Annotated in this window: 24 protein-coding genes and 1 other RNA gene; 24 read left to right on the forward strand and 1 reads right to left on the reverse strand. The window is 26.6% G+C overall.

What is annotated here, in order from left to right; genetic code table 11:
* Nucleotides 1–28 precede the first annotated feature (28 nt).
* The 3 genes from recO to ppdK all read left to right on the forward strand — a co-directional run bounded on the left by recO (nucleotide 29) and on the right by ppdK (nucleotide 4,545).
* Entirely contained in the window at nucleotides 29–805 is a 777-nt protein-coding gene (recO, locus tag B5D11_RS02620) for a DNA repair protein RecO (RefSeq protein ID WP_078681496.1), read from the forward strand.
* 1 nt (nucleotide 806) lies between these two features.
* Nucleotides 807–1,364, forward strand: a complete 558-nt coding sequence (locus B5D11_RS02625; protein WP_078681497.1) for a DUF4342 domain-containing protein — start codon at nucleotides 807–809, stop codon at nucleotides 1,362–1,364.
* A gap of 547 nt (nucleotides 1,365–1,911) precedes the next feature.
* Nucleotides 1,912–4,545 (forward strand): pyruvate, phosphate dikinase, encoded by a 2,634-nt coding sequence (gene ppdK, locus B5D11_RS02630; RefSeq protein ID WP_078681498.1) that lies wholly within the window; start codon nucleotides 1,912–1,914, stop codon nucleotides 4,543–4,545.
* A gap of 51 nt (nucleotides 4,546–4,596) precedes the next feature.
* Here the strand turns inward: ppdK and B5D11_RS02635 are convergent, their stop codons facing one another.
* A complete protein-coding gene (locus tag B5D11_RS02635; RefSeq protein ID WP_078681499.1) occupies nucleotides 4,597–5,664 on the reverse strand; it encodes a CotS family spore coat protein in 1,068 nt (355 codons plus the stop codon).
* A gap of 170 nt (nucleotides 5,665–5,834) precedes the next feature.
* On the opposite strand from B5D11_RS02635, the gene B5D11_RS02640 reads away from it, so the two are divergent.
* From B5D11_RS02640 to B5D11_RS02740, 21 genes are all read left to right on the forward strand, one after another.
* Nucleotides 5,835–6,863: a deoxyguanosinetriphosphate triphosphohydrolase gene (locus B5D11_RS02640; RefSeq protein ID WP_078681500.1), complete on the forward strand. Its 1,029-nt coding sequence runs from the start codon at nucleotides 5,835–5,837 to the stop codon at nucleotides 6,861–6,863.
* A gap of 199 nt (nucleotides 6,864–7,062) precedes the next feature.
* Nucleotides 7,063–8,832 (forward strand): DNA primase, encoded by a 1,770-nt coding sequence (gene dnaG / locus B5D11_RS02645; RefSeq protein ID WP_078681740.1) that lies wholly within the window; start codon nucleotides 7,063–7,065, stop codon nucleotides 8,830–8,832.
* Between the two features lie 23 nt (nucleotides 8,833–8,855).
* Nucleotides 8,856–9,920, forward strand: a complete 1,065-nt coding sequence (gene rpoD, locus B5D11_RS02650) for an RNA polymerase sigma factor RpoD (RefSeq protein WP_078681501.1) — start codon at nucleotides 8,856–8,858, stop codon at nucleotides 9,918–9,920.
* 229 nt (nucleotides 9,921–10,149) lie between these two features.
* Nucleotides 10,150–11,040 (forward strand): PH domain-containing protein, encoded by an 891-nt coding sequence (locus B5D11_RS02655; protein ID WP_078681502.1) that lies wholly within the window; start codon nucleotides 10,150–10,152, stop codon nucleotides 11,038–11,040.
* Nucleotides 11,041–11,060: 20 nt separating this feature from the next.
* Entirely contained in the window at nucleotides 11,061–11,741 is a 681-nt protein-coding gene (locus tag B5D11_RS02660) for a tRNA (adenine(22)-N(1))-methyltransferase (protein WP_078681503.1), read from the forward strand.
* Nucleotides 11,742–11,743: 2 nt separating this feature from the next.
* Nucleotides 11,744–12,556: a Nif3-like dinuclear metal center hexameric protein gene (locus B5D11_RS02665; protein WP_078681504.1), complete on the forward strand. Its 813-nt coding sequence runs from the start codon at nucleotides 11,744–11,746 to the stop codon at nucleotides 12,554–12,556.
* A gap of 76 nt (nucleotides 12,557–12,632) precedes the next feature.
* Nucleotides 12,633–13,005: RNase P RNA component class A (rnpB, locus tag B5D11_RS02670), an RNA gene on the forward strand.
* Nucleotides 13,006–13,163: 158 nt separating this feature from the next.
* Nucleotides 13,164–13,379, forward strand: coding sequence for a (2Fe-2S)-binding protein (locus tag B5D11_RS02675; protein WP_078681505.1), 216 nt, complete (start codon nucleotides 13,164–13,166; stop codon nucleotides 13,377–13,379).
* 186 nt (nucleotides 13,380–13,565) lie between these two features.
* The gene (locus tag B5D11_RS02680) at nucleotides 13,566–14,126 is read left to right on the forward strand and encodes a hypothetical protein (RefSeq protein WP_078681506.1); all 561 of its coding nucleotides are present in this window, start codon (nucleotides 13,566–13,568) and stop codon (nucleotides 14,124–14,126) included.
* A gap of 140 nt (nucleotides 14,127–14,266) precedes the next feature.
* Nucleotides 14,267–14,860 (forward strand): Holliday junction branch migration protein RuvA, encoded by a 594-nt coding sequence (gene ruvA, locus B5D11_RS02685; RefSeq protein WP_078681507.1) that lies wholly within the window; start codon nucleotides 14,267–14,269, stop codon nucleotides 14,858–14,860.
* A 10-nt stretch (nucleotides 14,861–14,870) separates the two neighbouring features.
* The gene (ruvB, locus tag B5D11_RS02690; RefSeq protein ID WP_078681508.1) at nucleotides 14,871–15,866 is read left to right on the forward strand and encodes a Holliday junction branch migration DNA helicase RuvB; all 996 of its coding nucleotides are present in this window, start codon (nucleotides 14,871–14,873) and stop codon (nucleotides 15,864–15,866) included.
* Between the two features lie 63 nt (nucleotides 15,867–15,929).
* A complete protein-coding gene (queA, locus tag B5D11_RS02695) occupies nucleotides 15,930–16,955 on the forward strand; it encodes a tRNA preQ1(34) S-adenosylmethionine ribosyltransferase-isomerase QueA (RefSeq protein WP_078681509.1) in 1,026 nt (341 codons plus the stop codon).
* A 62-nt stretch (nucleotides 16,956–17,017) separates the two neighbouring features.
* Nucleotides 17,018–18,148, forward strand: a complete 1,131-nt coding sequence (gene tgt, locus B5D11_RS02700) for a tRNA guanosine(34) transglycosylase Tgt (protein ID WP_078681510.1) — start codon at nucleotides 17,018–17,020, stop codon at nucleotides 18,146–18,148.
* A gap of 33 nt (nucleotides 18,149–18,181) precedes the next feature.
* Nucleotides 18,182–18,493, forward strand: a complete 312-nt coding sequence (yajC, locus tag B5D11_RS02705) for a preprotein translocase subunit YajC (protein ID WP_078681511.1) — start codon at nucleotides 18,182–18,184, stop codon at nucleotides 18,491–18,493.
* A 75-nt stretch (nucleotides 18,494–18,568) separates the two neighbouring features.
* Nucleotides 18,569–18,937 carry a TIGR04086 family membrane protein gene (locus B5D11_RS02710; protein ID WP_164850141.1) on the forward strand — a complete coding sequence of 123 codons (369 nt, stop codon included), beginning with the start codon at nucleotides 18,569–18,571 and terminating at the stop codon, nucleotides 18,935–18,937.
* 70 nt (nucleotides 18,938–19,007) lie between these two features.
* On the forward strand, nucleotides 19,008–19,145 hold the full coding sequence (gene scfA / locus B5D11_RS02715) for a six-cysteine ranthipeptide SCIFF (protein ID WP_078681513.1): 138 nt from the start codon (nucleotides 19,008–19,010) through the stop codon (nucleotides 19,143–19,145).
* Nucleotides 19,146–19,240: 95 nt separating this feature from the next.
* The gene (gene scfB / locus B5D11_RS02720) at nucleotides 19,241–20,611 is read left to right on the forward strand and encodes a thioether cross-link-forming SCIFF peptide maturase (RefSeq protein WP_078681514.1); all 1,371 of its coding nucleotides are present in this window, start codon (nucleotides 19,241–19,243) and stop codon (nucleotides 20,609–20,611) included.
* A gap of 78 nt (nucleotides 20,612–20,689) precedes the next feature.
* The gene (gene secD, locus B5D11_RS02725; RefSeq protein ID WP_127836403.1) at nucleotides 20,690–21,973 is read left to right on the forward strand and encodes a protein translocase subunit SecD; all 1,284 of its coding nucleotides are present in this window, start codon (nucleotides 20,690–20,692) and stop codon (nucleotides 21,971–21,973) included.
* A 7-nt stretch (nucleotides 21,974–21,980) separates the two neighbouring features.
* A complete protein-coding gene (secF, locus tag B5D11_RS02730) occupies nucleotides 21,981–22,868 on the forward strand; it encodes a protein translocase subunit SecF (protein ID WP_078681516.1) in 888 nt (295 codons plus the stop codon).
* A 230-nt stretch (nucleotides 22,869–23,098) separates the two neighbouring features.
* On the forward strand, nucleotides 23,099–23,617 hold the full coding sequence (locus B5D11_RS02735; protein WP_078681517.1) for an adenine phosphoribosyltransferase: 519 nt from the start codon (nucleotides 23,099–23,101) through the stop codon (nucleotides 23,615–23,617).
* Between the two features lie 128 nt (nucleotides 23,618–23,745).
* Nucleotides 23,746–25,938, forward strand: a complete 2,193-nt coding sequence (locus B5D11_RS02740; protein WP_078681518.1) for a RelA/SpoT family protein — start codon at nucleotides 23,746–23,748, stop codon at nucleotides 25,936–25,938.
* The last annotated feature ends 1 nt before the right edge of the window (nucleotide 25,939 follow it).

Consider the following 25,939-nt stretch of genomic DNA (forward strand, 5'->3'; position numbering starts at 1 on the left):
ATTAGATAATTGAAATAATTTATACTATATGGATATAATATATTTAGGAGATGATGTTCTGTCAATTTTTAAAAGTAAAGCAATAGTTATTAAAACTTTAGATTTTAAAGAATCCGATAAAATTATATGGTTATTTACTGAAAAATTAGGTAAAATTTCAGTTATCGCTAAAGGAGCTAAAAAAAGTAAAAGTAAATTTTTATCTTTAAGTTTGCCATTTTGTTATGGGGATTTTGTGTTATTTAAAGGTAAAAATTTATATACATTAAATGAAGGAGAAATTATAGATTCATTTCAAATATTGCTAAAAGACTTATATAGCTTAACTTATGCATCTTATTTATGTGAATTAATAGATATAGCAATGGTTGAAGAAGAGAGTAATAGGGAACTTTTTAAAGATTTTATAACTGTATTTTATTTAATGGAAAATAAAGCAGTTGATTATGATCTTCTTATGAGAGCTTTTGAATTAAAACTAATATCATATTCTGGATATAATTTAAATTTAGACAATTGTGTTATTTGCAAAGAACACATAAAAAAAAGTAATTTTATAGACTTAAAATTTTTAGGTGGAGTTTGTGAAAAATGCAATAAGGATAATGGATTCTTTATTAGCTATTCTACGTATAATTTATTAAGATATTTATCAAAAGCATCTTTAGCTAATATATATAAACTTATTTTAACTAAAGAGAATAAAGACGAACTATACAAATTGTTATCAATTATAATTGAAGATATATTTGGTAAAAAACCTAATAGTTTAGAAACTTTTAAAATATTAAAAGGAGATGATTAAAATGGTCGAAATTACATTAGAAAAAATAGATGTAGTTAGAGAAAGAACAGGCGTAAGTTATGCTAAGGCAAAGGAAGCTTTAGAAGCTTCTGAAGGAAATGTAGTTGATGCTATTATTTATATTGAAGAAAATAAAAAAAGTGCAATGGATAGTATTTACACAACTAAAGATGAATTCTTAGCTTGGATAAAAGATATTATAAAAAAGGGAAATATAACAAGAATAAAAGTAAAAAAAGATGGTAAAATCTTGGTTGATGTACCTGTAAATGCTGGGATTGCGGTAGGAATAGTTGCATATGCAGTATGGGCACCTCTTATAGCAATAGGAGTTATAGGAGCAGTAGTTACTAACTTAACTATAGAATTAACTAAAGAAGATGGATCAGTAGAAATAATTAATAAAATAATAAAATCTACAGTTGAAGATGTAAAAGAAAAAGTTAACGACTTAGCTTCAGATGTAAAAGATAAATTTAATAATAAAAGAAATGAAGATTCAAAAGATGAAACAGTATATACTTATACAGTGAAATTTAATGAAGACAAGGACATATAATTTTAAAGCCAGCAATTATTGCTGGCTTTAAAATTATTTAAAATACTTTAATATATTTATAATAAAATTTTTATTGAAATCTTATTCAAAGTTAGGTAAAATATAAAAAGTATTATAAAAAATATATAACTTAGTAATAATAAATTATTATGATAAAAAGAGTTATAAAAAGAAAAATATATTTTAAAAGGAATATTTTATTAAAATAAAGTAAAAATAACTAAAGTAGTATGTAAATTTTTTCATTAAAGTGTTATAATATCGTTGTACTAAACTAAAAGCATATAAATAGTGATAAGCTTACACTAAGATAAAATACAAATAAATTATTATAATAAAATATAAATTTATAACTGTTAGCTATTATTTAGCAAATAAATTAAACGTTATAAATGTTATTAGAGCAGCTCTAAAAATTATTTATTAAAATCAACATGCTTAAAAGTGAGGTACACGAAAATAAATATTTCATATACAATACGATCTAATCGGGAAACTTTAACCCGTTAGTATATAAATAAAAACGATACAAAGGAGTGTTATAGACATGCAGAGCAAAAAGTATGTTTACCTTTTTAGTGAAGGTAATGGTTCAATGAGAGAACTCCTTGGAGGAAAAGGTGCAAACCTAGCTGAGATGACTTTATTAGGGATTCCAGTACCACAAGGATTTACTGTAACTACAGAGGCTTGTAATAAGTATTATGATGATGGAAAGGTAATATCTCAAGAAGTAATTGACCAAATTGAAGAAGCAATGGTTAAACTCGAAGAGATTACTGGTAAAAAATTTGGTAGTGTAGAAAATCCACTACTTGTATCAGTTAGATCTGGAGCTAGAGCATCCATGCCAGGAATGATGGATACTATTCTTAATCTTGGTTTAAATGATGAAACTGTTGAAGCTTTAGCTAAATTAACAGGAAATGAAAGATTTGCTTATGATTCCTATAGAAGATTTATTCAAATGTTTGCTGATGTTGTTATGGGAGTTGAAAAGAGAAACTTTGAAAATATATTAGATGAAATTAAAGAAGCTAAAGGTGTTAAGCTAGATACTGAACTTGATGCTAACGATTTAAAAGAAGTTGTTAAAAGGTTTAAAGCTTATTACAAAAAAGAAAAAGGAGAAGATTTCCCATCAGATCCAAAGACTCAATTAATTGAAGCAGTTACTGCTGTATTTAGATCTTGGGATAATCCAAGAGCTATTGTTTATAGAAGAATGAATGATATACCATCAAGCTGGGGAACAGCTGTTAACGTTCAATCAATGGTATTTGGTAATAAAGGAGATAATTCAGGTACTGGAGTTGCTTTTTCAAGAAACCCATCTACTGGAGAAAAGAAAATATTTGCTGAATATCTTATGAATGCTCAAGGAGAAGATGTTGTTGCTGGTATAAGAACTCCATCTCCAATAAGTAAACTTGAACAAGATATGCCTGAAGTTTATAATCAATTTATAGAGATTGTTAATAAACTTGAAAAACATTACAAAGACATGCAAGATATGGAATTTACAATAGAGGATGGAAAACTTTACTTCTTACAAACTAGAAACGGTAAGAGAACTGCTCAAGCTGCATTAAAGATTGCTGTTGATTTAGTTGAAGAAGGAATGTTAACTAAGGAAGAAGCTATACTTAAGGTTGAACCAAAACAATTAGATTCATTATTACATCCAGCTTTTGATGCTAATGAATTAAAAAATGCTAAAGTTATAGCTAAAGGTCTTCCAGCATCACCAGGAGCTGCTTGTGGTAAAATAGCTTTTAGCGCTGAAGAAGCTAAAGAAAGAGCAGAAAAAGGAGAAAAAGTTGTTTTAGTAAGACTTGAAACTTCTCCAGAAGATATCGAAGGTATGGTTGCTGCTGAAGGTATTTTAACTGTAAGAGGTGGAATGACTTCACATGCTGCAGTTGTTGCTAGAGGTATGGGAGCATGCTGTGTTGCTGGATGCGGAGATATAAAGGTAAATGAAGAAGCTAGAACTATTGAAGTTGATGGCTTAACTTTAACTTCAAATGATTATTTATCAATAGATGGAAGCACTGGTAATGTGTATGGTCAAGCAATAAAAACTGTTGAACCAGAAATAACTGGATATTTTGGAACTTTTATGGCTTGGGCTGATGAAATAAGAAAATTAAAAGTTAGAACAAATGCTGACACTCCAAGAGATGCTAAGCAAGCTGTTAAATTTGGAGCAGAAGGTATAGGACTTTGCAGAACTGAACATATGTTCTTCGATGAAGATAGAATTCCAGCTATGAGAGAAATGATAGTATCTAAAAATGAAGAACAAAGAAGAAAAGCACTTGAAAAATTACTTCCAATGCAGAGAGAAGACTTTATAGGTCTTTATGAAGCTATGGAGGGAAGGCCAGTTACTATTAGATTTTTAGATCCACCACTACATGAATTCTTACCTCATGAAGATGATGAAATAAGAGAATTAGCTAAGGAAATGGGGTTAACTTTTGAAGATTTAAAATCCACAGTTGAATCTTTACATGAATTTAATCCAATGATGGGACATAGAGGATGTAGATTGGCAGTATCTTATCCAGAAATAGCAGAAATGCAGACAAGAGCTGTTATTGAAGCTGCTATTGATGTTAGAACTAGAAAGGGATACGATATAGTTCCTGAAATAATGATTCCTCTTGTTGGAGAAATTAAAGAATTAAAGTACGTTAAAGATATAGTTGTAAAAACTGCAGATGCTATAATAAAAGAAAAAGGTATTGATATGAAGTACATGGTAGGTACTATGATAGAAATACCAAGAGCTGCTTTAACTGCTGATGAAATAGCTAAAGAGGCTGAATTCTTCTCATTTGGAACAAATGATTTAACTCAAATGACATTTGGATTTTCAAGAGATGATGCTGCTAAATTCTTAAATGATTATTATGATAAAAAGATATACGAATTTGATCCATTTGCAAAATTAGATCAAACAGGTGTTGGCCAGCTTGTTGAAATGGCTGCTAATAAAGGAAGGGCTACTAGACCAGATATTAAATTAGGTATCTGTGGAGAGCATGGTGGAGATCCATCTTCAGTTGAATTCTGTCATAATGTAGGATTAAACTATGTATCATGTTCACCATTTAGAGTACCTGTAGCTAGACTTGCAGCTGCTCAGGCACAAGTTAAAAATCCAAGAAAATAAATTTAAATAAAATAAATCACTAGATTTTCTAGTGATTTATTTTATTTAAATTTATTTTAATGTTACATGAAATTTTTCTTCTATATAATGAATAAAATTTTCAACAAACTGAAGCTGATAATCTGATTTTAAACATGTTTTGTTTAATAAAGTAACAAAAGAATTTTTATTACATTTGTTTATATTATTATAATAATCTCTAGATATTTTCCAAAATTTTTGAGGAAAAGCTAAATAAGCAAGAATAAATTTATATTCATCTAAAGTTAAAGGATAAAAATCTTCATATAAATTTAAGCAATTTATTGTTAAATCTATGTTCCATTTTGTATTTTCCCTTTTTAATAATCTTCTAAGAAAATATGATATATCATGAACTCTATAATCTATTTTACACTTATCAAAATCTATAGTCCATAAATCTCCATATTTATCAAATATTATATTTTTATTTACATAATCAAGATGACAAAGTGTTTTATTTAGATTATTATTATTTATAGTAGAAGAAATATTAACAGCAGTTTGAGCTAAAATTATATTAAAATCAAAGTATTGTAAAAACATTTTAGAAAACTTGTCTCCATATTTAAAAGCAAGATTAGAGCATATAAGCAGTTGTTGAAAGTGTTTATATAAAGAATCATATAAGTCTTCAAATCCAGTTCTGCTGCTGCTACCTTTTATAGGTTTAAAATAGATTGTATTTTTATGTATTTTTGCTAAATTTATACTAGCATTAAGTACATTTTGAATATTATCATAGTCACATTTTTCTCCCTCAATCCATGGAGTAAGAATAAAAAGCATATTTTCATAGTTTACAAATCTATTATTATCTTTAGTTGGTAAAATTTTAGGTACTTTAATTTCATATCTATAAAGCCATTCTATAGCTGAATATACAAAAAGAAGATCTTCCATAGAAAAATATATCTTTTTTAAGCAATAATTATAATTATTTTGTGTAACTTTATAAACGGCTCTTTGTTTTTCTGTATCTTTAAATTTTATTTGTGTAACTTTAGAATTTTCCAAATTATAGTGTGGCAAAACGTATTTTTTTACATTTTCTTCAGATAATAACTCTATATTATATGATATAGCCGATGTAGGCATAAAAACACTCCTTAACAGCAATCTTATTATATGATATTAAAAAAATTAATGTAATATACTTATTATATTAATTCATTTATAAAATCTTTATTTGATTTTTTTGAAATTTATATAAATAAAAAGGGTTTTTGATAAAAATATAGAAATAATTTATAGAGGTGAGTTTCACTATGAAAATAAGAGAGAAAATAGAGCAAAATGAAAAACTTATACTTATACCACAAGCAGCTTTTTCAAGTAAATCAAGAGGAAGAATGAAAAAAGAAAATGAAGATGAAACTAGAACTTCTTTTATGATAGATAGAGATAGAATAATTCACAGTAAATCTTTTCGAAGACTTAAACACAAAACTCAAGTTTATATAAAAACATCTGGAGATCATTATAGAACAAGATTGACACATACTTTAGAAGTTGCACAAATAGCTAAAACTATAGGTAAAGGTATAGGATTAAATGAAGATCTTATAGAAGCTATTGCATTAGGTCATGATATAGGCCATGTAGCTTTTGCACATAATGGGGAAGATGTTTTAAATAAATTATTACCTCAAGGATTTAAACATAATGAAAATAGTATTAGAGTGCTTACGAAAATAGAAAGAGATGGAAGGGGCTTAAATCTCACTGAAGAAGTATTAGATGGAATACTTTATCACAGTGGATTTTCAAAATCATCAAAAAAAGCATTTACTTTAGAAGGTCAAGTAGTAAAATATAGTGATAAAATAGCTTATGTTAATCATGACATTGATGATTCTATAAGAGCTGGAATATTGAAAGAAAGTAATCTTCCTAGTGAAATTACTAAAGTGCTTGGTAATAATCATGGAAAAAGAATTGATACTTTAGTTAAAGATTGTATATATACTACCATTGAAAATATACGAAATAATAATATAGAAGTTTCTTTAAGCAAAGAAGTAGGAAGTGCATTAAACAATTTAAGAACTTTTATGTTTGAAGAAATATATAAAGGAGATTTTTTAAAAGCAGAGAGAGAAAAAGCAAAATTTGTATTAGAACAAGTTTTTAATTATTTTTTTAAATATCCAGAAAAAATGCCTAATATATATAAAGAAATTTCTCAAAAAGAAGGCTTATATCAAGGAGTTGGTGACTATATATCAGGTATGAGTGATGATTATTGTTTATATTTATTTAATAGTATTTATGTACCAAAGTTTGTAATTTATTAAAAATTTAAGGAATAATTATTTCTATATTATGGGTACAATATTATTTGTCTGGCAAAAAAATTATTAATTTATTAATTAAAATTATATAAAAGACATAAATAAAAAAATATTTATTTTTTTTAGAAGGAATATAGGAATTTATGTCGAATATAATAGAACTTAGCGTGAAAAATAAAAAATAGTTAGGAGGGTTTCATTGATAATATCAGAAGAAATCATCCAAAAAGTAAAAGACAGCAATGATATAGTTGATATTATATCAGAAAATGTAAAATTAAGAAGATCTGGTAAAAATTATATAGGACTTTGTCCATTCCATAATGAAAAGACTCCTTCTTTTAGTGTATCACAAGAAAAACAAATATTTAGATGTTTTGGATGTGGTGAAGGAGGCAATGTAATTACTTTTATAATGAAATATAAAAATTTAGATTTTATTGAGGCAGTTAAATATTTAGCAGAAAGAGCAAATATTGAAATAAAAGCTGAAAATTATTCAACAATAAGAAATAAAGATATAAATGAAAAATTATATAAAATTAATATCGATGCTGCCAGATATTTTTTTACACAGCTAAAAAGAAATAAAAATGCTGTGTCTTATTTTCTAAACAGAGGAATATCTAATGCAACTATAAAAAAATTTGGATTAGGATATGCACCAGATGGGTGGGATAATTTATTAAAATTTTTAAAACATAAGGGTTATAGTGAATTAGATATGCTTAATGCTGGACTTATCATAAAAAGTGAAAAAGGAACTTTTTATGATAGATTTAGAAATAGAGTTATATTTCCAGTGTTTGATTATAAGGGAAACGTTATTGGGTTTGGTGGAAGAGTGCTAGACGATTCAAAGCCTAAATATCTTAATTCACCTGAAACAGCTATATTTAAAAAAGGAACTAATCTTTTTGGTTTAAATTTTGCTATAAAAAATTTAAAAAATAAAATGATTATAATAGTAGAAGGATATATGGACTGTATATCTTTGCATCAATATGGAATAACTAATGTTGTTGCTTCTTTAGGAACTGCACTTACTTCAAATCAAGCTAAGTTATTAAAAAGATATGCCAATAAAATAATAATCGCTTATGATGCTGATTTAGCAGGACAAAAGGCAACGTTAAGAGGCCTTGATATATTAAAAAATGAAGACTTTGATATTAAAGTTTTAACAGTACCTAAAGGCAAAGATCCTGACGAATTTATAAGAACTAATGGCAGCGAAGCTTTTTTAAATCTTATTGATAATGCAATTCCTTTAATTGATTATAAAATAAAAAAAATTGGGGAAGATATAGATTTTAATGATCCTAATATGCTATCAAAATATATTAAGAATGTAGCATTAATTATTGAAGATTTAAATCCGTTAGAAAAGGAAATATATATAAAAAAAATATCAGAAACTATAGGTATAAAAGAACAATCAATATATGATTTATTAAATAAAGAAATGCAAAATAATACAAATAAATTTTTAAATATGAATAGTGATTATAATTTTGGATATAAATTATACCGAGAACCTTCTTATATTAAGGCTGAAAGAAGTATTTTAAAATTTATGCATATAAATAACACTGTATATGACTATGTAGAACAAAATTATTCTAAAGATTATTTGGTTTTAGAAAGTCATAAAAAGATATATGAACTTATAAAAGAATATATAAACTTAGATATAAATGAAAGAGAAAAACATATAGAATTAATGTGTAATGATATAGAAAGTTCTAAAGAATGGATAAATCTGTTACAAATTGACTTAAAATATGAAGAAGATGGTGTTACAAAATTTATAGATGATTGTTTTAAAGAAATAGAAAAATATAGGCTAGAACAAAAAGTCATTTATATAAAAAATAAAATAAAAGAATTTGAAAAAAACGGTCAATTAGAAGATTCATTAAAATTAACACAAGAATTAGCTAATATACAAGAAAAAATTTCTAGTCTATAAGCGTTATGAAAGGAGGCAACAATATGAAAGATAAAAATGCCAAAATGCAATTGGTTAAAAAACTTATTGAAAAAGGCAAAAAAAATGGTACTTTAACTTATAAGGAAATAATGGATGAATTAGATGAAATAGATTTAAGTCCAGAACAAATTGAAAAAATATATGAAGTATTAGAGAGTATGGGTATAGATGTTATAGGAGATATACAAGATATTGAAGTACCAGAAGAAGACTTAGATTTATCTATACCAGAAGGAATAGCTATTGATGATCCAGTTAGGATGTATTTAAAAGAAATTGGTAAGGTTCCTCTTTTAACCCCAGAAGAAGAAATTGAACTTGCTAATAGAATAGAAGCAGGAGATCAAGCTGCAAAAAAGAAATTAGCAGAGGCTAATTTAAGATTAGTTGTAAGTATTGCAAAAAGATATGTAGGAAGAGGGATGTTATTTTTAGATCTTATACAAGAAGGAAATCTAGGACTTATTAAAGCTGTAGAAAAGTTTGACTATAGAAAAGGCTTTAAATTTAGTACTTATGCAACTTGGTGGATAAGGCAGGCTATAACTAGAGCTATTGCAGATCAAGCTAGAACAATAAGAATTCCAGTTCATATGGTAGAAACTATAAATAAATTAATAAGAGTTTCAAGACAGCTTCTACAGGATTTAGGAAGAGAACCTCTCCCAGAGGAAATAGCTGAAAAAATGGATATGCCTGTTGATAAAGTAAGAGAAATAATGAAAATAGCACAAGAACCTGTTTCCCTTGAAACCCCAATAGGTGAAGAAGAAGATAGTCATTTAGGAGATTTTATTCCTGATGATGAAGCACCAGCACCAGCAGAAGCAGCAGCATTTACTATGCTAAAAGAACAGTTAATAAATGTACTAGATACACTAACTCCTAGAGAAGAAAAGGTGTTAAGACTTAGATTTGGTTTAGATGATGGAAGAGCTAGAACTCTTGAAGAGGTAGGAAAAGAATTTAATGTTACAAGAGAAAGAATAAGACAGATTGAAGCAAAAGCTCTTAGAAAGTTAAGACATCCAAGCAGGAGCAAAAAATTAAAGGATTATTTAGACTAAATATAATATTTAAAGTTAAATATAAATAAAAATTAATATAAATAGATAAACTTATAAATGTTTTTTATAATGCTTTTAAAATATTGTTATATACAAAGCAATATTTTAAAAGCATAAATTTTAATATAAATACAAATTTACATTCTATATTTGATTTATTTATACTTTTTATTATAAAATATTTATGCTAAAATATATATGGTTTAATTAATTATAAAGAGGTGAAAATATGATAATTTATAAACCATTAAAAGGTAAAGATATTTATCATATAATTAGTATCACTATTGCTACTATAATTTTAGTGAATTTTGGAATCATAGTATTAAATTCATATATATTTTCAAATTTACTAAAAGTTTTTTTACTTGTTTTCTGTATATATCAATTATATTATATAATAACATGGTTTTATCTAAAATATGGCACAGATTATGAAAACGTATATATATTTAAACCTTTTAAAAAAATTAAAATATGTTTAAAAGAAATTGAAGGATATAAAAAACATAGTGGTAATATTAATGGAATAAAATTATCTGGATTTATATTGAAAAATTTTTCTATAGGTAAGTGTGCTATAAAAAATATAGGTATAACAAACTTATTTATAACTTCAAATAAAAATGTATTTTATTTAAAAACTAAAAAAGGGAATTATGCTATTTCGCCTAAAGAATTTGATGATTTTGAAAAATTTTTAAATAGTTACAATATTAAACCTATTGATTTTGAATATAAGCCCAATAATGGTATAAATTTACATAAAGATAAATTTTTTATTATGCCTTTTATTTTAAATAGTATAATAATTATAATTTTTACCTTAAATCCTTTTATTCTTTATCTAAGTGGTAAGCTCAAAAAATCTATGCCTTTAAACTTTAATTCTAATTTTATAGCTATAGAATACGGTACAGGAAAGCAATTTGCTTTTAATCAGATGATGTATGGAATTTTTAGCATGGCAATACTATTTTGTATGTATTATGCTTCATATTTTTATGCTAAATATGATAAAAAATATTCTAAAAGATTTATTTATATATCTTTAGGAATATCTTTAATTCTTTTATTAATACAAATTAAAATTCTTTATACTTTTAATTTTTCAATTTAATATATAATTTTGGAGGGATTATGGAACTTGGTATAAGACTAAAAAAAATAACTTCAATGATAGAAAAATGTAATATAATAGCTGATATAGGTACTGATCATGCATATATTCCAATTTATCTTATTAAAAAAGGTTTAGCTGAAAGAGCAATAGCTGCTGATATAAATAAAGGGCCTATAGAAAAAGCAAAATTGAATATAATATCAGAAAATTTGGAAGATAAAATAGAGTTGCGTTTAGGGGATGGACTATCAGTTATAAAACCTGATGAAGTACAGTGTGCTGTTATTGCAGGTATGGGAGGAAACCTAATACAAGATATAATTGAAAAAGATATTGATGTATTTAAAAAATTAAACTATTGTATAGTACAGCCTATGCAAAATCCTGAAGTTTTAAGAAAATATATATATGTAAAAGGATATGAAATAATAGATGAAGATTTGTGCAAAGAAGATGATAAATTTTATGAAATAATTAAAATTAGATATGGGGAAAATATACAAAATATAGATCCTTTTTATTATGAAATAAGTAAAACTTTAATATATAAACAGCATCCTTTAATGAAAGAGTATATAAAAAATAAGATTGAAAAATATTTAAACATAATAAAATATATAAATGAAGATACAAAAAATGCACAAAATAAAAGAAAAGAGATTATAAATAAAATTAATAGATTGAAAGAGTTGATTTAATTATGGTACTTAAAGTTAAAGATGTAAAAAATATTATTGAAAAACATGTTCCTTTAAATTTAAAGGAAGATTATGATAATGTTGGATTTATGATTGGAGATTTAGAATCAGAAGTTTCTTCAATATTAATAGCTTTAGATTGTACATTAGAAGTTATAGATGAAGCTATAAATTTGGGAGCTAATTTAATAATTACACATCATCCTTTACTTTTTATAAAACCGCAATCTATCACTACAGAAACATTACAAGGTAGAAAAATAATAAAATTAATTAAAAATGATATAAATTTATATTCTAGTCATACCAATTTAGATAAAGTAAGAGGCGGATTAAATGATATAATTTCAGAAATTTTAGGTTATAACGAATGGGAAATAATAGAAATTGATAAATCACAAGAGAATAAAGATTTATATGGAATAGGTAGAATAATAACACTTAATAATACTATTACATTAAAAGAGCTTTGTAATAATATAAAAAATTTTCTTCAAATTTCAAAATTAAGATATGCTGGTAAAGAAAATATGATTATTAATAAAATAGCTATAATAAATGGTAGCGGAGAAAGCTATTTTAAAAAATGTAAAGAATTAGGAGCAGATTGTATAATAACTGGTGATACATCATATCATTATGTTAGTGATTATTTAGAAGAAGGCATTGGAATTATTGATGCAGGTCATTTTGAAACAGAATGGCCTGCACTTAAATTAGCAGCTAAAAAATTACAAGAAAAAATAAGAGAAATAGGTGCAGATAATAATGTAATAATTTCAAAAATGTGCAAATCGCCATATAAATTTATTTAAATTTAAATCTATTTTCTAAAATTGGAATAAGATAATATTTGCTTTATAATAATTATTATGATATTATTATATTTGTTGAGTAAGTCAGACAGTCGCTGCTTAATATTTATAAGTATTAAGGAGAGGAAAGTCCGAGCTCCATAGGGCAGGGTGCTGGGTAACCCCCAGTGGAGGCGACTCTAAGGAAAGTGCAACAGAGATATACCGCCAAAATAAATTTTTATTTTGGTAAGGGTGGAAAGGCGAGGTAAGAGCTCACCAGCGCAATGGCGACTTTGCGGCTATGTAAACCCCACCTGGAGCAAGACTGAATAGGAAGGCATCATCTGTAATAAGATGAAGGAGTTGCCCGCTCCGCCTTCGGGTATGTCGCTTGAGCTTATTGGCAACAATAAGCCTAGATAGATGACTGTTTAATACAGAACTCGGCTTATAGATTTGCTCAACATATGAAAAGCACTAGGTTATAGCCTGGTGCTTTTCTAATAACTGCTAGCATAATTATTATAATAAAAATTATTATTTAAAAATAATATAATAAAACGATATGAACGATATGTAAGTTACTATATAGAAATTTTTAATTTTGAAAGGAATGATAATTAATATGGAACAAAATTTAAATCAAGAAATATTAGATAAATTAACTAAAGTATGTTTATGTAAATCTATTTCAAAACTTACTATAAAAAAAGCAATAGATGGTGGAGCTAAAACACTTAAAGAAGTTCAGGCAAAAACAGGTGCTGGATCTGGATCATGCTGTGGGAGAAGATGCACCCCTAAAATAGAAGCACTTTTAGAAGAAGCTAAAAATATATAGTATAATTAAACCACAATAAGCTGTAAATAAATTTCTATTACACAATTAGTAGTATGTTTATTATTGATTTACTTCAAAATATAATGGTCAATTCTAATAAAAAAATAGTTTTTGTTAGATAATCATGATATAATATTGTATAAAAAAATATTCTTTTGGACATAATATTATGCAAGGAGGGATATTATGTTTAAAAGAAAATATTTTTTAATTGCAATTTTATTTATTACTTTTTCTATTGTTACATTTATGATAAGCTATAATTTAAGTATGAAAAAAATTAATAATAACAATATAGAAATAAAAGAAGTAAACACAACAGAAAATAATTCTTCAGAAATAACATTAGGTGATGTTATTTCTCCTGATACAAAAATAACATTAAAAACTTACTATAAAAAAAGTGGAGATATGGATGTTAAAGAAATTGATGCCTCTAAATATTTGGGAAAAAATAAAGAAGAGCTTGAAAAACTTGGGTACAATGTAGAAAGTATAAATTCTAAAGAAGTAATATTAGTTAAAACTATTGATAGTTATGCACCTAATAAATATATTCTTGGTGTTAAAGATAAATGTTTTGCAATATATAGAACTGATGAAAATGCTAATCTTATAATTGAAGAAGAGACAGGTATAGAAGTTCCTACTGAAGAAGATCATAAATTGTTATTAAAAGGATCAAAAGATTTTCAATTCAAAACAAAAGAAGAGGTAGAGGAAAAGCTTGGGGAATTTATTTCATAACCCCAAGTTTTTTATTGAATAAAATATTATTAGGTGATAAAGTAATATATGAATTATAAATAAAATATAATTTTAATTTATTTATAATTTAAAATCAATTCATAATATAAAATATAGTGATTTTATGAAAGGGAGTAAAAATGTACGAGTATATAAAAGGATTGTTTGTAGGAGTTAATAAAGATTATATAGTCATAGAAAATAATGGTATAGGATATAAAATACATACATCAGGTTATACTCTTGCTAACATGCCTAAAATAAACGATACTGTTAAACTTTTTATTCATCAAATTATAAGAGAAGATTTTATTGGATTATATGGATTTTTAACAAAAGATGAATTAGATATGTTTAATATGCTTTTAAATATTAATGGAGTAGGAGCAAAAGCAGCTTTATCTCTTCTTTCTATAAGCAATGTAAACAACTTAAAATATGCAATTTTAACTGGAGATGAAAAGACTATTACCAGAGCTCCAGGGATAGGAAAAAAAATAGCTCAAAGAATTATATTAGAGCTTAGAGATAAGCTCAAAAAAAATGATGATATTTCTAAAGAATCAGAAAATTATGAAGAAGAAAGTATAAATAAAAATTTATCAGAAGCTTTAGAAGCTCTTTTGGCACTTGGATATTCTGAAAAAGAAGCAGAACAAGCTTTAAAAAAGGTACATAAGGAAGAATCTATTGAAAATATTATTAAAAATAGCCTAAAATATTTAATGAATTAAGGAGGATTTTATGGAAAACAGAATTGTTACTTCCTTAAATACCGAAGAAGATAAAGATATAGAATTTAGTCTAAGACCTAAAAATCTTAAAGAATATATAGGGCAATCTAAGGTAAAAGAAAAGCTTAATATATTTATTGAAGCTGCTAAAAAAAGAAATGAAGCATTAGATCATGTTCTTTTATATGGACCTCCAGGGCTTGGAAAAACTACTCTTGCTAATATTATTGCAAAAGAAATGACTGGAAATTTAAAAATAACATCAGGACCTGCAATAGAAAGAGCTGGTGATTTAGCAGCTATACTTACAAGTTTAAGTGATTTTGATGTTTTATTTATAGATGAAATACATAGACTAAATAGAACTGTAGAAGAAATATTATATCCAGCTATGGAAGATAACGCTCTTGATATAATTATAGGTAAAGGAGCTTCTGCAAAATCTATAAGAATAGATTTGCCTAAATTTACATTAATAGGAGCTACAACTAGGGTTGGGCTTTTAACTGCTCCTCTTAGGGATAGATTTGGAGTACTCTTACCTATGGAATTTTATGAAGAAAATGATTTAAAGCTTATAATAACTAGATCTGCTCAAATATTAGGAGTTAATATTGATGAAGAAGCTGCTTTTGAAATAGCTAAACGTTCAAGAGGAACTCCAAGAATAGCTAATAGATTATTAAAAAGGGTTAGAGATTATTCTGAAGTTAAAGGAAATGGAAATATAACCATTAAAACAGCTAAAGCTGCATTAGAGCTATTAGATATAGATAATGAAGGATTTGATAGAATAGACAATAAAATATTAGAAGCCATAATTGATAATTTTAATGGAGGCCCAGTGGGATTAGAGACTTTAGCTTATTTTATAGGAGAAGAATTAGATACAATTCAAGATGTTTATGAGCCTTATCTTCTTCAAAAAGGATTTATTATAAGAACTCCAAGAGGAAGAATGGCAACAGATAAAACATATAAGCATTTAAATAGAAATAAAATTTGAAATAATTTAACTATTTTTAGTACTTTAAAAAATAAAATTAGATAAAAAGAGAAGGTGGATTTTTTGAAAGTTAAAGATTTTTATTTTGATCTTCCTGAAGAATTAATTGCTCAGCATCCTTTAGAAAAAAGAGATGAATCTAGGCTAATGGTGGTAGATAAAAAAACAGGTAATATAGAACATAAAATATTTAAAGATATAGTTGATTACCTTGAGGAAGGTGATTGTTTAGTTTTAAATAATACAAGAGTTATGCCTGCAAGATTAGTAGGTGTTAAAGAAACTTCTGGAGGCAAAATGGAGTTTTTGCTTCTTAGAAGAATTGATAAATATCATTGGGAAACACTTGTCAAACCAGGTAAACGAGCTAAAGTAGGAGCCAAATTTATATTTGGAAATGGTGAATTAAAAGCAGAAATTATAAGTGAAGGTAAGGAAGGAAATAGAATTGTAAAATTTGAATATGAAGGTATATTCGAAGAAGTTTTAGATAAATTAGGGCAGATGCCGCTGCCGCCATATATTAAAGAAAAACTCACAGATAAAGAAAGATACCAGACAGTATATTCTAAGGAAATAGGATCTGCTGCAGCACCTACTGCGGGATTACATTTTACAAAAGAACTTCTAAAAAAAATAGAAGAAAAAGGTGTAAAAATAGCTTTTGTAACTCTTCATGTAGGGCTTGGAACTTTTAGGCCAGTAAAAGCAGAAATAGTTGAAGAACATACAATGCACTCAGAATATTATGTAATGTCAAAAGAAACAGCAGATATAATTAATAGTGTAAAGGAAAATGGTAAAAGAGTTATCGCAGTTGGAACTACATCTAATAGAACTTTAGAAACTATAGCAGATGAAAATGGAAGAGTAAGAGAGCAATCAGGATGGACTGATATATTTATATACCCTGGTTATAAATTTAAAATTGTGGATGCTCTTATAACAAATTTTCATCTTCCAGAATCAACTTTGATTATGTTAGTTAGTGCATTTTCAAGTAAAGATATAATAATGAATGCATATAAAGAGGCCGTAGAAAAAAAATATAGATTTTTTAGTTTTGGAGATGCAATGTTTTTAAAATAATAAAAATTAAAATTATATATAATTTTAAAGAATAATTACAGCTTAAAAGGATGTGAATATTTTTGTATAAGCTATTAAAAAAAAGTGGAAAAGTAAGAAGAGGACAGCTTAATACTGTTCATGGAGTTATAGAAACACCAGTATTTATGAATGTAGGAACTTTAGCAGCAATAAAAGGTGCAGTATCATCAATTGATCTTAAAGAAATTAATTGTCAAGTAGAACTTTCTAATACATATCATTTACACTTACGCCCTGGAGATAAAGTTATAAAAAAATTGGGTGGACTACATAAATTTATGAATTGGGATAAACCTATACTTACAGATTCTGGCGGATTTCAGGTTTTTTCTCTTTCAACTATTAGAGAAATAAAAGAAGAAGGAGTTTATTTTAATTCGCATATAGATGGCAGAAAAATATTTATGGGACCAGAAGAAAGTATGCAGATTCAAAGTAATTTAGGTTCTACAATAGCTATGGCATTTGATGAATGTATTCCTAATCCTTCTCCTCGTGAATATGTTATAAAATCAGTAGAAAGAACTACAAGATGGCTTGAAAGATGTAAAAAAGAAATGGATAGACTTAATTCGTTAGATGATACAATAAATAAAAATCAAATGCTTTTTGGTATAAACCAAGGTGGAACTTATGATGATATAAGAATAGAACATGCTAAAATTATTTCAAAAATGAATTTAGATGGATATGCTATAGGAGGATTAGCCGTAGGAGAAACTCATGAAGAAATGTATAGAATAATAGATAAAGTAGTTCCGTATCTACCACAAGATAAACCAATTTATCTTATGGGGGTAGGTACGCCAAGCAATATATTAGAAGCTGTATCTAGAGGAGTAGATTTTTTTGATTGTGTACTACCTGCACGTAATGGAAGGCATGGACATTTGTTTACTAAATATGGTAAAATAAATATAATGAATGCAAAATATGAATTGGATTCAACTCCTATAGATGAAGGATGCCAGTGCCCTACTTGTAAAAATTACTCAAAAGCATATATAAGGCATCTTTTTAAAGCAAAAGAAATGCTTGCTATGAGACTTTGTGTATTGCATAATTTATATTTTTATAATAAACTTATGGAAGAAATAAGAGAGGCTATAGATGGTGATTATTTTGAAGAATATAAAAATAAAAAATTATCAGAGTGGAATGAAAAAAATTAAAAAAATATTTATATAAATGAAAGGAGATATAAAATGGGAAATTACATAGGAGCTTTATTGCCTTTTATACTTATGATTGCTCTTTTTTATTTACTAATATTTTTACCAGAAAATAAGAGAAAGAAAAAGTATAATGAGATGATAAATAGCTTGAAAGTAAATGATGAAGTTATGACTAAAGGTGGTATAATAGGTAAACTAGTAAATATACAAGATAAATTTGTTATACTAGAAACTGGACCAGACAGAATGAGAATAAAGTTTGATAAAAATGGTATTTCTCATGTGTTAAATACTACAAAAGAAGAAGTAAAAGAAGAAAAAAAAGATAATAAGGAAAATTAATCATAAAACAACTCTTTTCTACATAAATAAATAGTAGAAAAGAGTTGTTTTATTATTATTATGGGGGTGCAATTTTTGGATGAATTTAAAAAAAAATATTTATACATAGGAAAAGGAGTTTTTAGATCATGTATAATTACTATAATTCTAGCTTTTATATTGGCAATAATTCAAACTAATAAAAGCATAAATGAAAGTACACTTTCTTTGTGTATTTTGATGACAACTATGTTAAGCGTAATTTATGGTTCAATATATTCAACTAGAAAAATAAATAGCAAAGGATGGCTTGTAGGAATATTAGTATCATTTTTATATATAGTAATACTTTATATAACAGCAATTATTTTAGGTAAATCTGGATTTGTTTTAAAAGATTTATGGAGAATTATATTAGCTGTTATAACAGGAGCATTATCAGGAATGCTGGGAATAAATATATAAAATACTTTATTTAAATGATAATTTATGATATAATTTCTATGGAAAGCTTTAGAAATGGAGGAATTTTAGTATGAAGCATATTGTAACATTAAATAAGTCAAACATTAAAGAAAGCTTAAAAAAGCCAGGGTGCAAAGAATGTGCTAATTCTTGTCAATCAGCATGCAAAACTTCTTGTACAGTTGCCAATTTAGCTTGTGAAAATTAACATACGTTAAGCAGTAACTTACAGTTACTGCTTTAAATTTGTTATAATATATATTACATATATTTATTAAAAATTATTTTTAGGAGGAGTTTAAATTGACTTTAGTTCATAAATTTATACAAGACAATAATCGTTATATGATAGATGTAAATTCTGGTACAGTGCATTTAATAGATGAATTAGTTTATGATATTCTAGATGAAGACAAGCTAAAAAGTAAAAATGAGTTATTAAATACATATAAAGATAAATATACTGAAAGTGAAATTATAGAAGCTTATGAAGAATTAGAAGAGCTTATAAAAGAAGGTCTCTTATATACAAAAGATTTATATGAAGATATAGCTATAAATGACAATTCAAAGTCTTTTATAAAAGCTCTTTGCTTAAATGTAGCACATGATTGTAATTTAAAATGTAAATATTGTTTTGCTGATGAAGGAGAATATAAAGGGTGCAGAAAAATTATGACACCTGAAGTTGGGAAAAAAGCTATTGATTTTGTAATAAAAAATTCAGGACCTAGAAAAAATATTGAAGTTGATCTTTTTGGAGGAGAGCCTTTAATGGCTTTTGAAACTATTAAAGAAATTGTTCAATATGCAAGAGAACAAGAGAAAATATATAATAAAATAATTAGATTTACTATGACAACTAATGCCACATTACTTAACAATGAAATTATGGAATATATAGATAAAGAAATGGGAAACATAGTTTTAAGTATAGATGGAAGAAAAAATGTAAATGATAATGTTAGGGTAAAAAAAGATGGTACTGGAAGCTATGAAAAAATACTTCCTAAAATAAAAGCAATGGTTGAAAAAAGAGATAAAACAAAACAATATTATGTAAGAGGAACATTTACAAGAGCTAATACAGATTTTTTTGAAGATATAAAGCATTTAGCAGATTTAGGTTTTAAAGAGATTTCAGTAGAACCTGTTGTTCTTCCTGAAAATCATGAACTTTCTATTAGAAAAGAAGATTTGCCTACAATTTTTGAACAATATGATAAATTATATAAAGAGCTTTTAAAGCGTCATAAAGAAGGAAAAAGCTTTAAATTTTATCATTTTAATATAGACTTAAATGGAGGACCTTGTGTATATAAAAGAATATCAGGCTGTGGTGCAGGACATGAATATGTTGCAATAACTCCAGATGGAGATATATATCCTTGCCATCAATTTGTAGGAAATGAAGATTTTAAAATGGGAACTATTTTTGATGGGAATATAGACAATAATATATCTGATAAATTTAAAAAAGCTCACATATATAATAAACCAACATGTAAAGATTGCTGGGCTAGATTTTATTGTAGTGGAGGCTGTCAAGCGAATAATTTTAATTTTAATGGAGATATACATATACCATATGAGTTAGGATGCGAAATGCAAAAAAAGAGGATAGAATGTGCTATTGCACTAAAAGTTCAGATGATGGAAAATAAAGCTGATTAAACGTATACAAACGTTAATTGACAGTGTTTTCTAAAAGTAATATAATTAATCCTATGAAATATGCAGAGGGGGACAATGATGAAAAACAAAGGAAAAGTTAAAATAAGAAGTACGGCATTATTTTTTGTAATTATTTTTTTAATTGCTTTTTTTGCTTATAGTTTTGGAAAAGGTATAGTAATTGGTGATTATAGAATTAAACCTTTTTCTGAAACAATAAAAAGAGGATTAGATTTAAAAGGTGGTATTTCTGTATTAATGGAGATACAAGAACCCAATGTAAAACAAGAAGATGTTGCAAGAACCATCGAATTATTATCTATGAGAGTTAATAATTTAGGAGTAAGTGAAACGTCAGTTCAACAAGAAGGAAATAAAAGAATAAGAATTGATATTCCAGATAGATTTGATACTCAAGCAGTAATTAATGAAATAGGGAAAACAGGAAATTTAACTTTTAAAGCTCCAGATGGAACTGTAATTCTTACTGGTAAAGAAGATATAAAAGATGCAACAGCATATTTAGATGAACAAGGGCAACCTATTGTAGGACTAGAACTAACATCATCAGGTACTAAAAAATTTGCTGATGCTACAGAAAAATACCTTGGTAAGCAAATTGCAATATATATGGACGAAGATATGATAAGTAATCCTACAGTTCAATCTGTTATAACAGGTGGCAAGGCTGTTATAACAGGTAGTAAAGACTTAGCACAAGCTAAATCTACAGCAAGTATTATAAAATCAGGAGCTCTTCCTCTTACAATTAAAACTGAATCAGTTAAAGTAGTAGGACCTACTTTAGGAGCAAATGCATTATCACAAAGTATTAAAGCAGGAGCCATTGCTTTAATTTTAATATTTGCATTTATGATACTTTATTATAGAGTTCCAGGGTTGATTGCTAGTATAGCATTAATTCTATATATGATACTTTTACTTTTAATTTATGCATCAACCGGTGTTACACTTACACTTTCAGGAATAGCTGCATTTATAATATCAACAGGTATGGCTTTAGATGCTAATGTTTTAATATTTGAAAGAATGAAAGAAGAATTAAAATCTGGTAAAAGTATAAATTCAGTTATAAATGCTGGTTTCCATAGGGCTATGACGTCAGTTTTAGACTCTAATATAACTACTGTAATATCAGGCATAATACTTTATTATTTAGGCTCTGGTACTGTAAAAGGTTTTGCTTTAACATTAATTATAGGAGTACTTTTAAGTATGTTTACAGCAATAACCGTATCAAGATTTTTAATAAAATTAGCTGCCAATATGGGTATACTCAATAAACGTACTATAGGTACATTTGGAATAAGAAATACTGCTGTTGTAAAGGCTAGGGGGTAAAAGTATTATGCTAAAGATTATAGAAAAGACTACACTTTGGTTTACTATATCAGGTATTATTATATTATTAGGATTAGTTTCTCTTGCGAAAAACGGATTGCAATTTGGATTGGATTTTGCAGGAGGAACAATAGTTAGGATAGAAATGCCTAAGGAAGAAAATAAAAAAGAAATAGATGATATATTAAGCAAATATGTTTCTGATGCTCAAACTAATTTTTCTAAAGTTGAAGGTAAAAATACAGTAGAACTAGAAGTTAAAAGTAAAGATATAACTGATGAGCAAGTTGATTTAGTATTTAAAGAATTAAAAGAAAAATATAAGCTTGAAGATAAAGCAATTATATCTCAAGAAAGAATAGGAGCTTCTGTAGGAAAAGAACTAAGGCAAAAATCTATTATAGCAGTAAGTATTGCTATAATTGGTATGCTTATATATATTGCAATAAGATTTGAATTTAAATTTGGAATTGCAGCTATGTTATCTTTGGTACATGATGTACTTGTAGTTTTGGGATTTTATGCAATGTTTAAACTTCCAGTAAATTCACCATTTATAGCAGCTATGTTAACTATTGTAGGATATTCTATAAATGATACAATAGTTGTATTTGATAGAATAAGAGAAAATCAAAAATATATAAAGAAATCAGATCCGGTTGCTCTTGCAAATGCAAGTATGACACAAACTATGGCTAGATCTATAAATACTGGTTTAGCAGTTATAATAGCACTGATTGTATTGTATTTTTATGTTCCGTCAGTTAGAGAATTCACTGTACCTTTATTAGTTGGTGTAATATCTGGTACTTATTCTTCAATATTTATAGCAACTCCATTTTGGGTAATATTAAAAAAGAGATCTAAAAAATCAAAAACAGTTAAAGTTGCTTAATAAAAAAACTTCAGAGAATACTCTGAAGTTTTTTAGTATATTTAAATTTAAAAACTTGAATATATACAAATAATTAATTATAATGTAATAGTGTTTTTATTAAGTAAAGTTATTTAATAATATAAAATTATGTATTACATTTGATTTTATATTTGAAAATAATGATTAACAGCAAATGATGTTAGAGTTTACTTTACCTATTATAAATATAAAATTGAGGGGGAAATAAGATGGATTTAAAAGAAAATATTAGAGTAATAGAAGACTTTCCAAAAGAAGGTATAAGTTTTAAAGATGTTACTACTTTACTTCAAAATAAAGACTCTTTAAAGTATACAATAGATACAATAGCAAATTATTTAAAAGACAAAAACATAGATATAATAGTAGGACCAGAAGCAAGAGGATTTTTATTTGGAGCACCTGTAGCTTATGCAATTGGAGCAGGATTTGTACCAGTCAGAAAAAAAGGTAAACTTCCTTTTGAGACTATAAGAGTTAAATATGATCTTGAATATGGAAGTGATGAACTTGAAATCCATAAAGATGCTATATTACCAGGTCAAAGAGTAGCTATAGTAGACGATTTACTTGCTACTGGAGGAACTATAAGTTCTGTAGCAAAATTAATTGAACAAGTTGGTGGAGAAGTTGTATCAATTAATTTTGTAATTGAATTAACAGAGTTAAAGGGAAGAGATAAACTTCAAGGATATGATATTATGTCTTTAGTAAAATATGATTTTTAATATTCTTAAGATAAAATTTATGACTAAGTAAATTTAAATTGCAAAATTCTACACAATATTATATAATTATTATAAAAAATAATGGCTGGTTTTATTAACCAGCCTTTGATTTTAGGAGAGTAGCCCAAATGCTTAGCAAGTTGATGGATAAAATTGATAATAATTGTAATAATGTGGATAAAGAATTTGTAACTAAAGCTTATAATTTTGCTTTTGATGCTCATAAAAATCAAAAAAGAGAATCAGGAGAACCTTATATTATTCATCCTCTAGAAGTTGCCTGTATATTAGCTGAAATGGGTTTAGATACAAATACAATTGTTGCGGGATTACTCCATGATGTAATAGAAGATACTCCTTATACTTATGAAGACATTGTTAAGGAATTTAATTCGGAAGTTGCTGATTTAGTTGAAGGAGTAACTAAATTAGATAAAATACAATTTAAAACTAAAGAAGAGCAACAAGCTGACAATGTTAGAAAAATGTTATTAGCTATGGCTAAAGATGTAAGAGTTATTTTGATAAAACTTGCAGATAGGCTTCATAATATGAGGACTTTAAAATATAGACCTGTAGAAAAGCAAAAGCAGACAGCTAAAGAAACTTTTGACATTTATGCTCCTCTTGCTCATAGATTAGGTATTTCTAAGATAAAATGGGAACTAGAAGACCTAGCATTTAGATATACAAATCCTAATGAATATTATGATTTAGTACAAAAAATTTCTGAAAAAAGAGCAGAAAGAGAAGCATATATTTCTAAAATTACAAAAGAATTAAAAGAAAATTTAGAGAAAGCTGGAATCGAAGCAGATATAGATGGAAGACCTAAACATTTTTATAGCATATATAGAAAAATGGTTAATAAAAATAAAACAATTGATCAAATTTTTGATTTGACAGCAGTAAGAATTTTAGTCAATAGTGTTAGAGACTGTTATGCGGCTTTAGGAATAGTCCATACTATGTATAAACCTATTCCAGGGCGATTTAAAGATTATATTGCTATGCCAAAGCCTAATATGTATCAATCTCTTCATTCTACTGTTATAGGGCATGAGGGGAAACCTTTTGAAATACAAATTAGAACTTTTGAAATGCACAAAACTGCAGAATATGGTATAGCAGCTCATTGGAAGTATAAAGAAGGCAATGAAAGCAATGAAGGAAATCTTGATTCAAAACTTTCATGGCTTAGAGAGATACTAGAATGGCAAAGAGATACTTCCGATGCAGAAGAGTTTATGGAAAGTTTTAAAATAGATCTTTTTTCAGATGAAATATTTGTTTTTACGCCTAAAGGCGAAGTTATTAATCTACCAAATGAATCAACGCCTATAGATTTTGCTTACAAAATTCATACAGATATAGGTAATAGATGTATAGGGGCTAAAGTTAACGGTAGGATGGTTCCTTTAGACTATAAGCTTAAAACAGGTGAAATAGTTGAAATATTGACTTCATCTATAGCTAAAGGCCCAAGTATTGATTGGCTTAATATAACCAAAAGTAATCAAGCTAAAAGTAAGATAAGAGCTTGGTTTAAAAAAGTAAAAAGAGAAGAAAATATCATAAAAGGAAGAGATCTTTTAGAAAAAGAAACCAAAAAGCAAGGATTTAATTTTGGTGAAATTGCAAAGGGAGATATAATTGATCAATTATTAAAAAAATATAATATGAATAGTTTAGAAGATATATTTGCAGCTGTAGCAGCTGGAGATATAGCGGCTTCTAGTATTGTAAGTAAGATAAAAGAAAATTACTTAAAAGGAAATAAAAATACAATTCAAAATGTGAAAAATTTAGATGAACAAATAAATAAGACAATTGCAAAAAACCATGATAATTCTAAAAAAATTAAAGGAAATAATCCAGGAATTGTTGTTAAAGGTATAAGCAATATTTTAGTAAGATTTGCAAAGTGCTGCAATCCTGTACCTGGAGATGAAATAATAGGATATATAACTAAGGGTAGAGGAGTATCTATACACAGAAAAGATTGTAAAAATATAGAATCATTGCTTGCAAATGTTGAAAATAAGATTGTTGATGTAAGTTGGGGAACCTCAAAGGGATCTGAATATGTTACTGAAATACAAGTAAAAGCTGAAGATAGAGAGGGCTTATTATCAGAAATAATGGAACTTATAATTGAAACAAAAACATATTTATGTGCAATTAACGCTAAAACAATAAAAAATAATATTGCCATTATAAATATCAAATTAAAAATTTCAGATGTAGAACATCTTAAAGAGTTAATGAAAAAAATTAAAAAGCTATATGGTGTAATGGAAATATATAGAACTAAAACTTAAT

The sequence above is a fragment of the Clostridium sp. USBA 49 genome (assembly GCF_900167505.1).
GTDB lineage: Bacteria > Bacillota > Clostridia > Clostridiales > Clostridiaceae > Clostridium_AT > Clostridium_AT prolinivorans.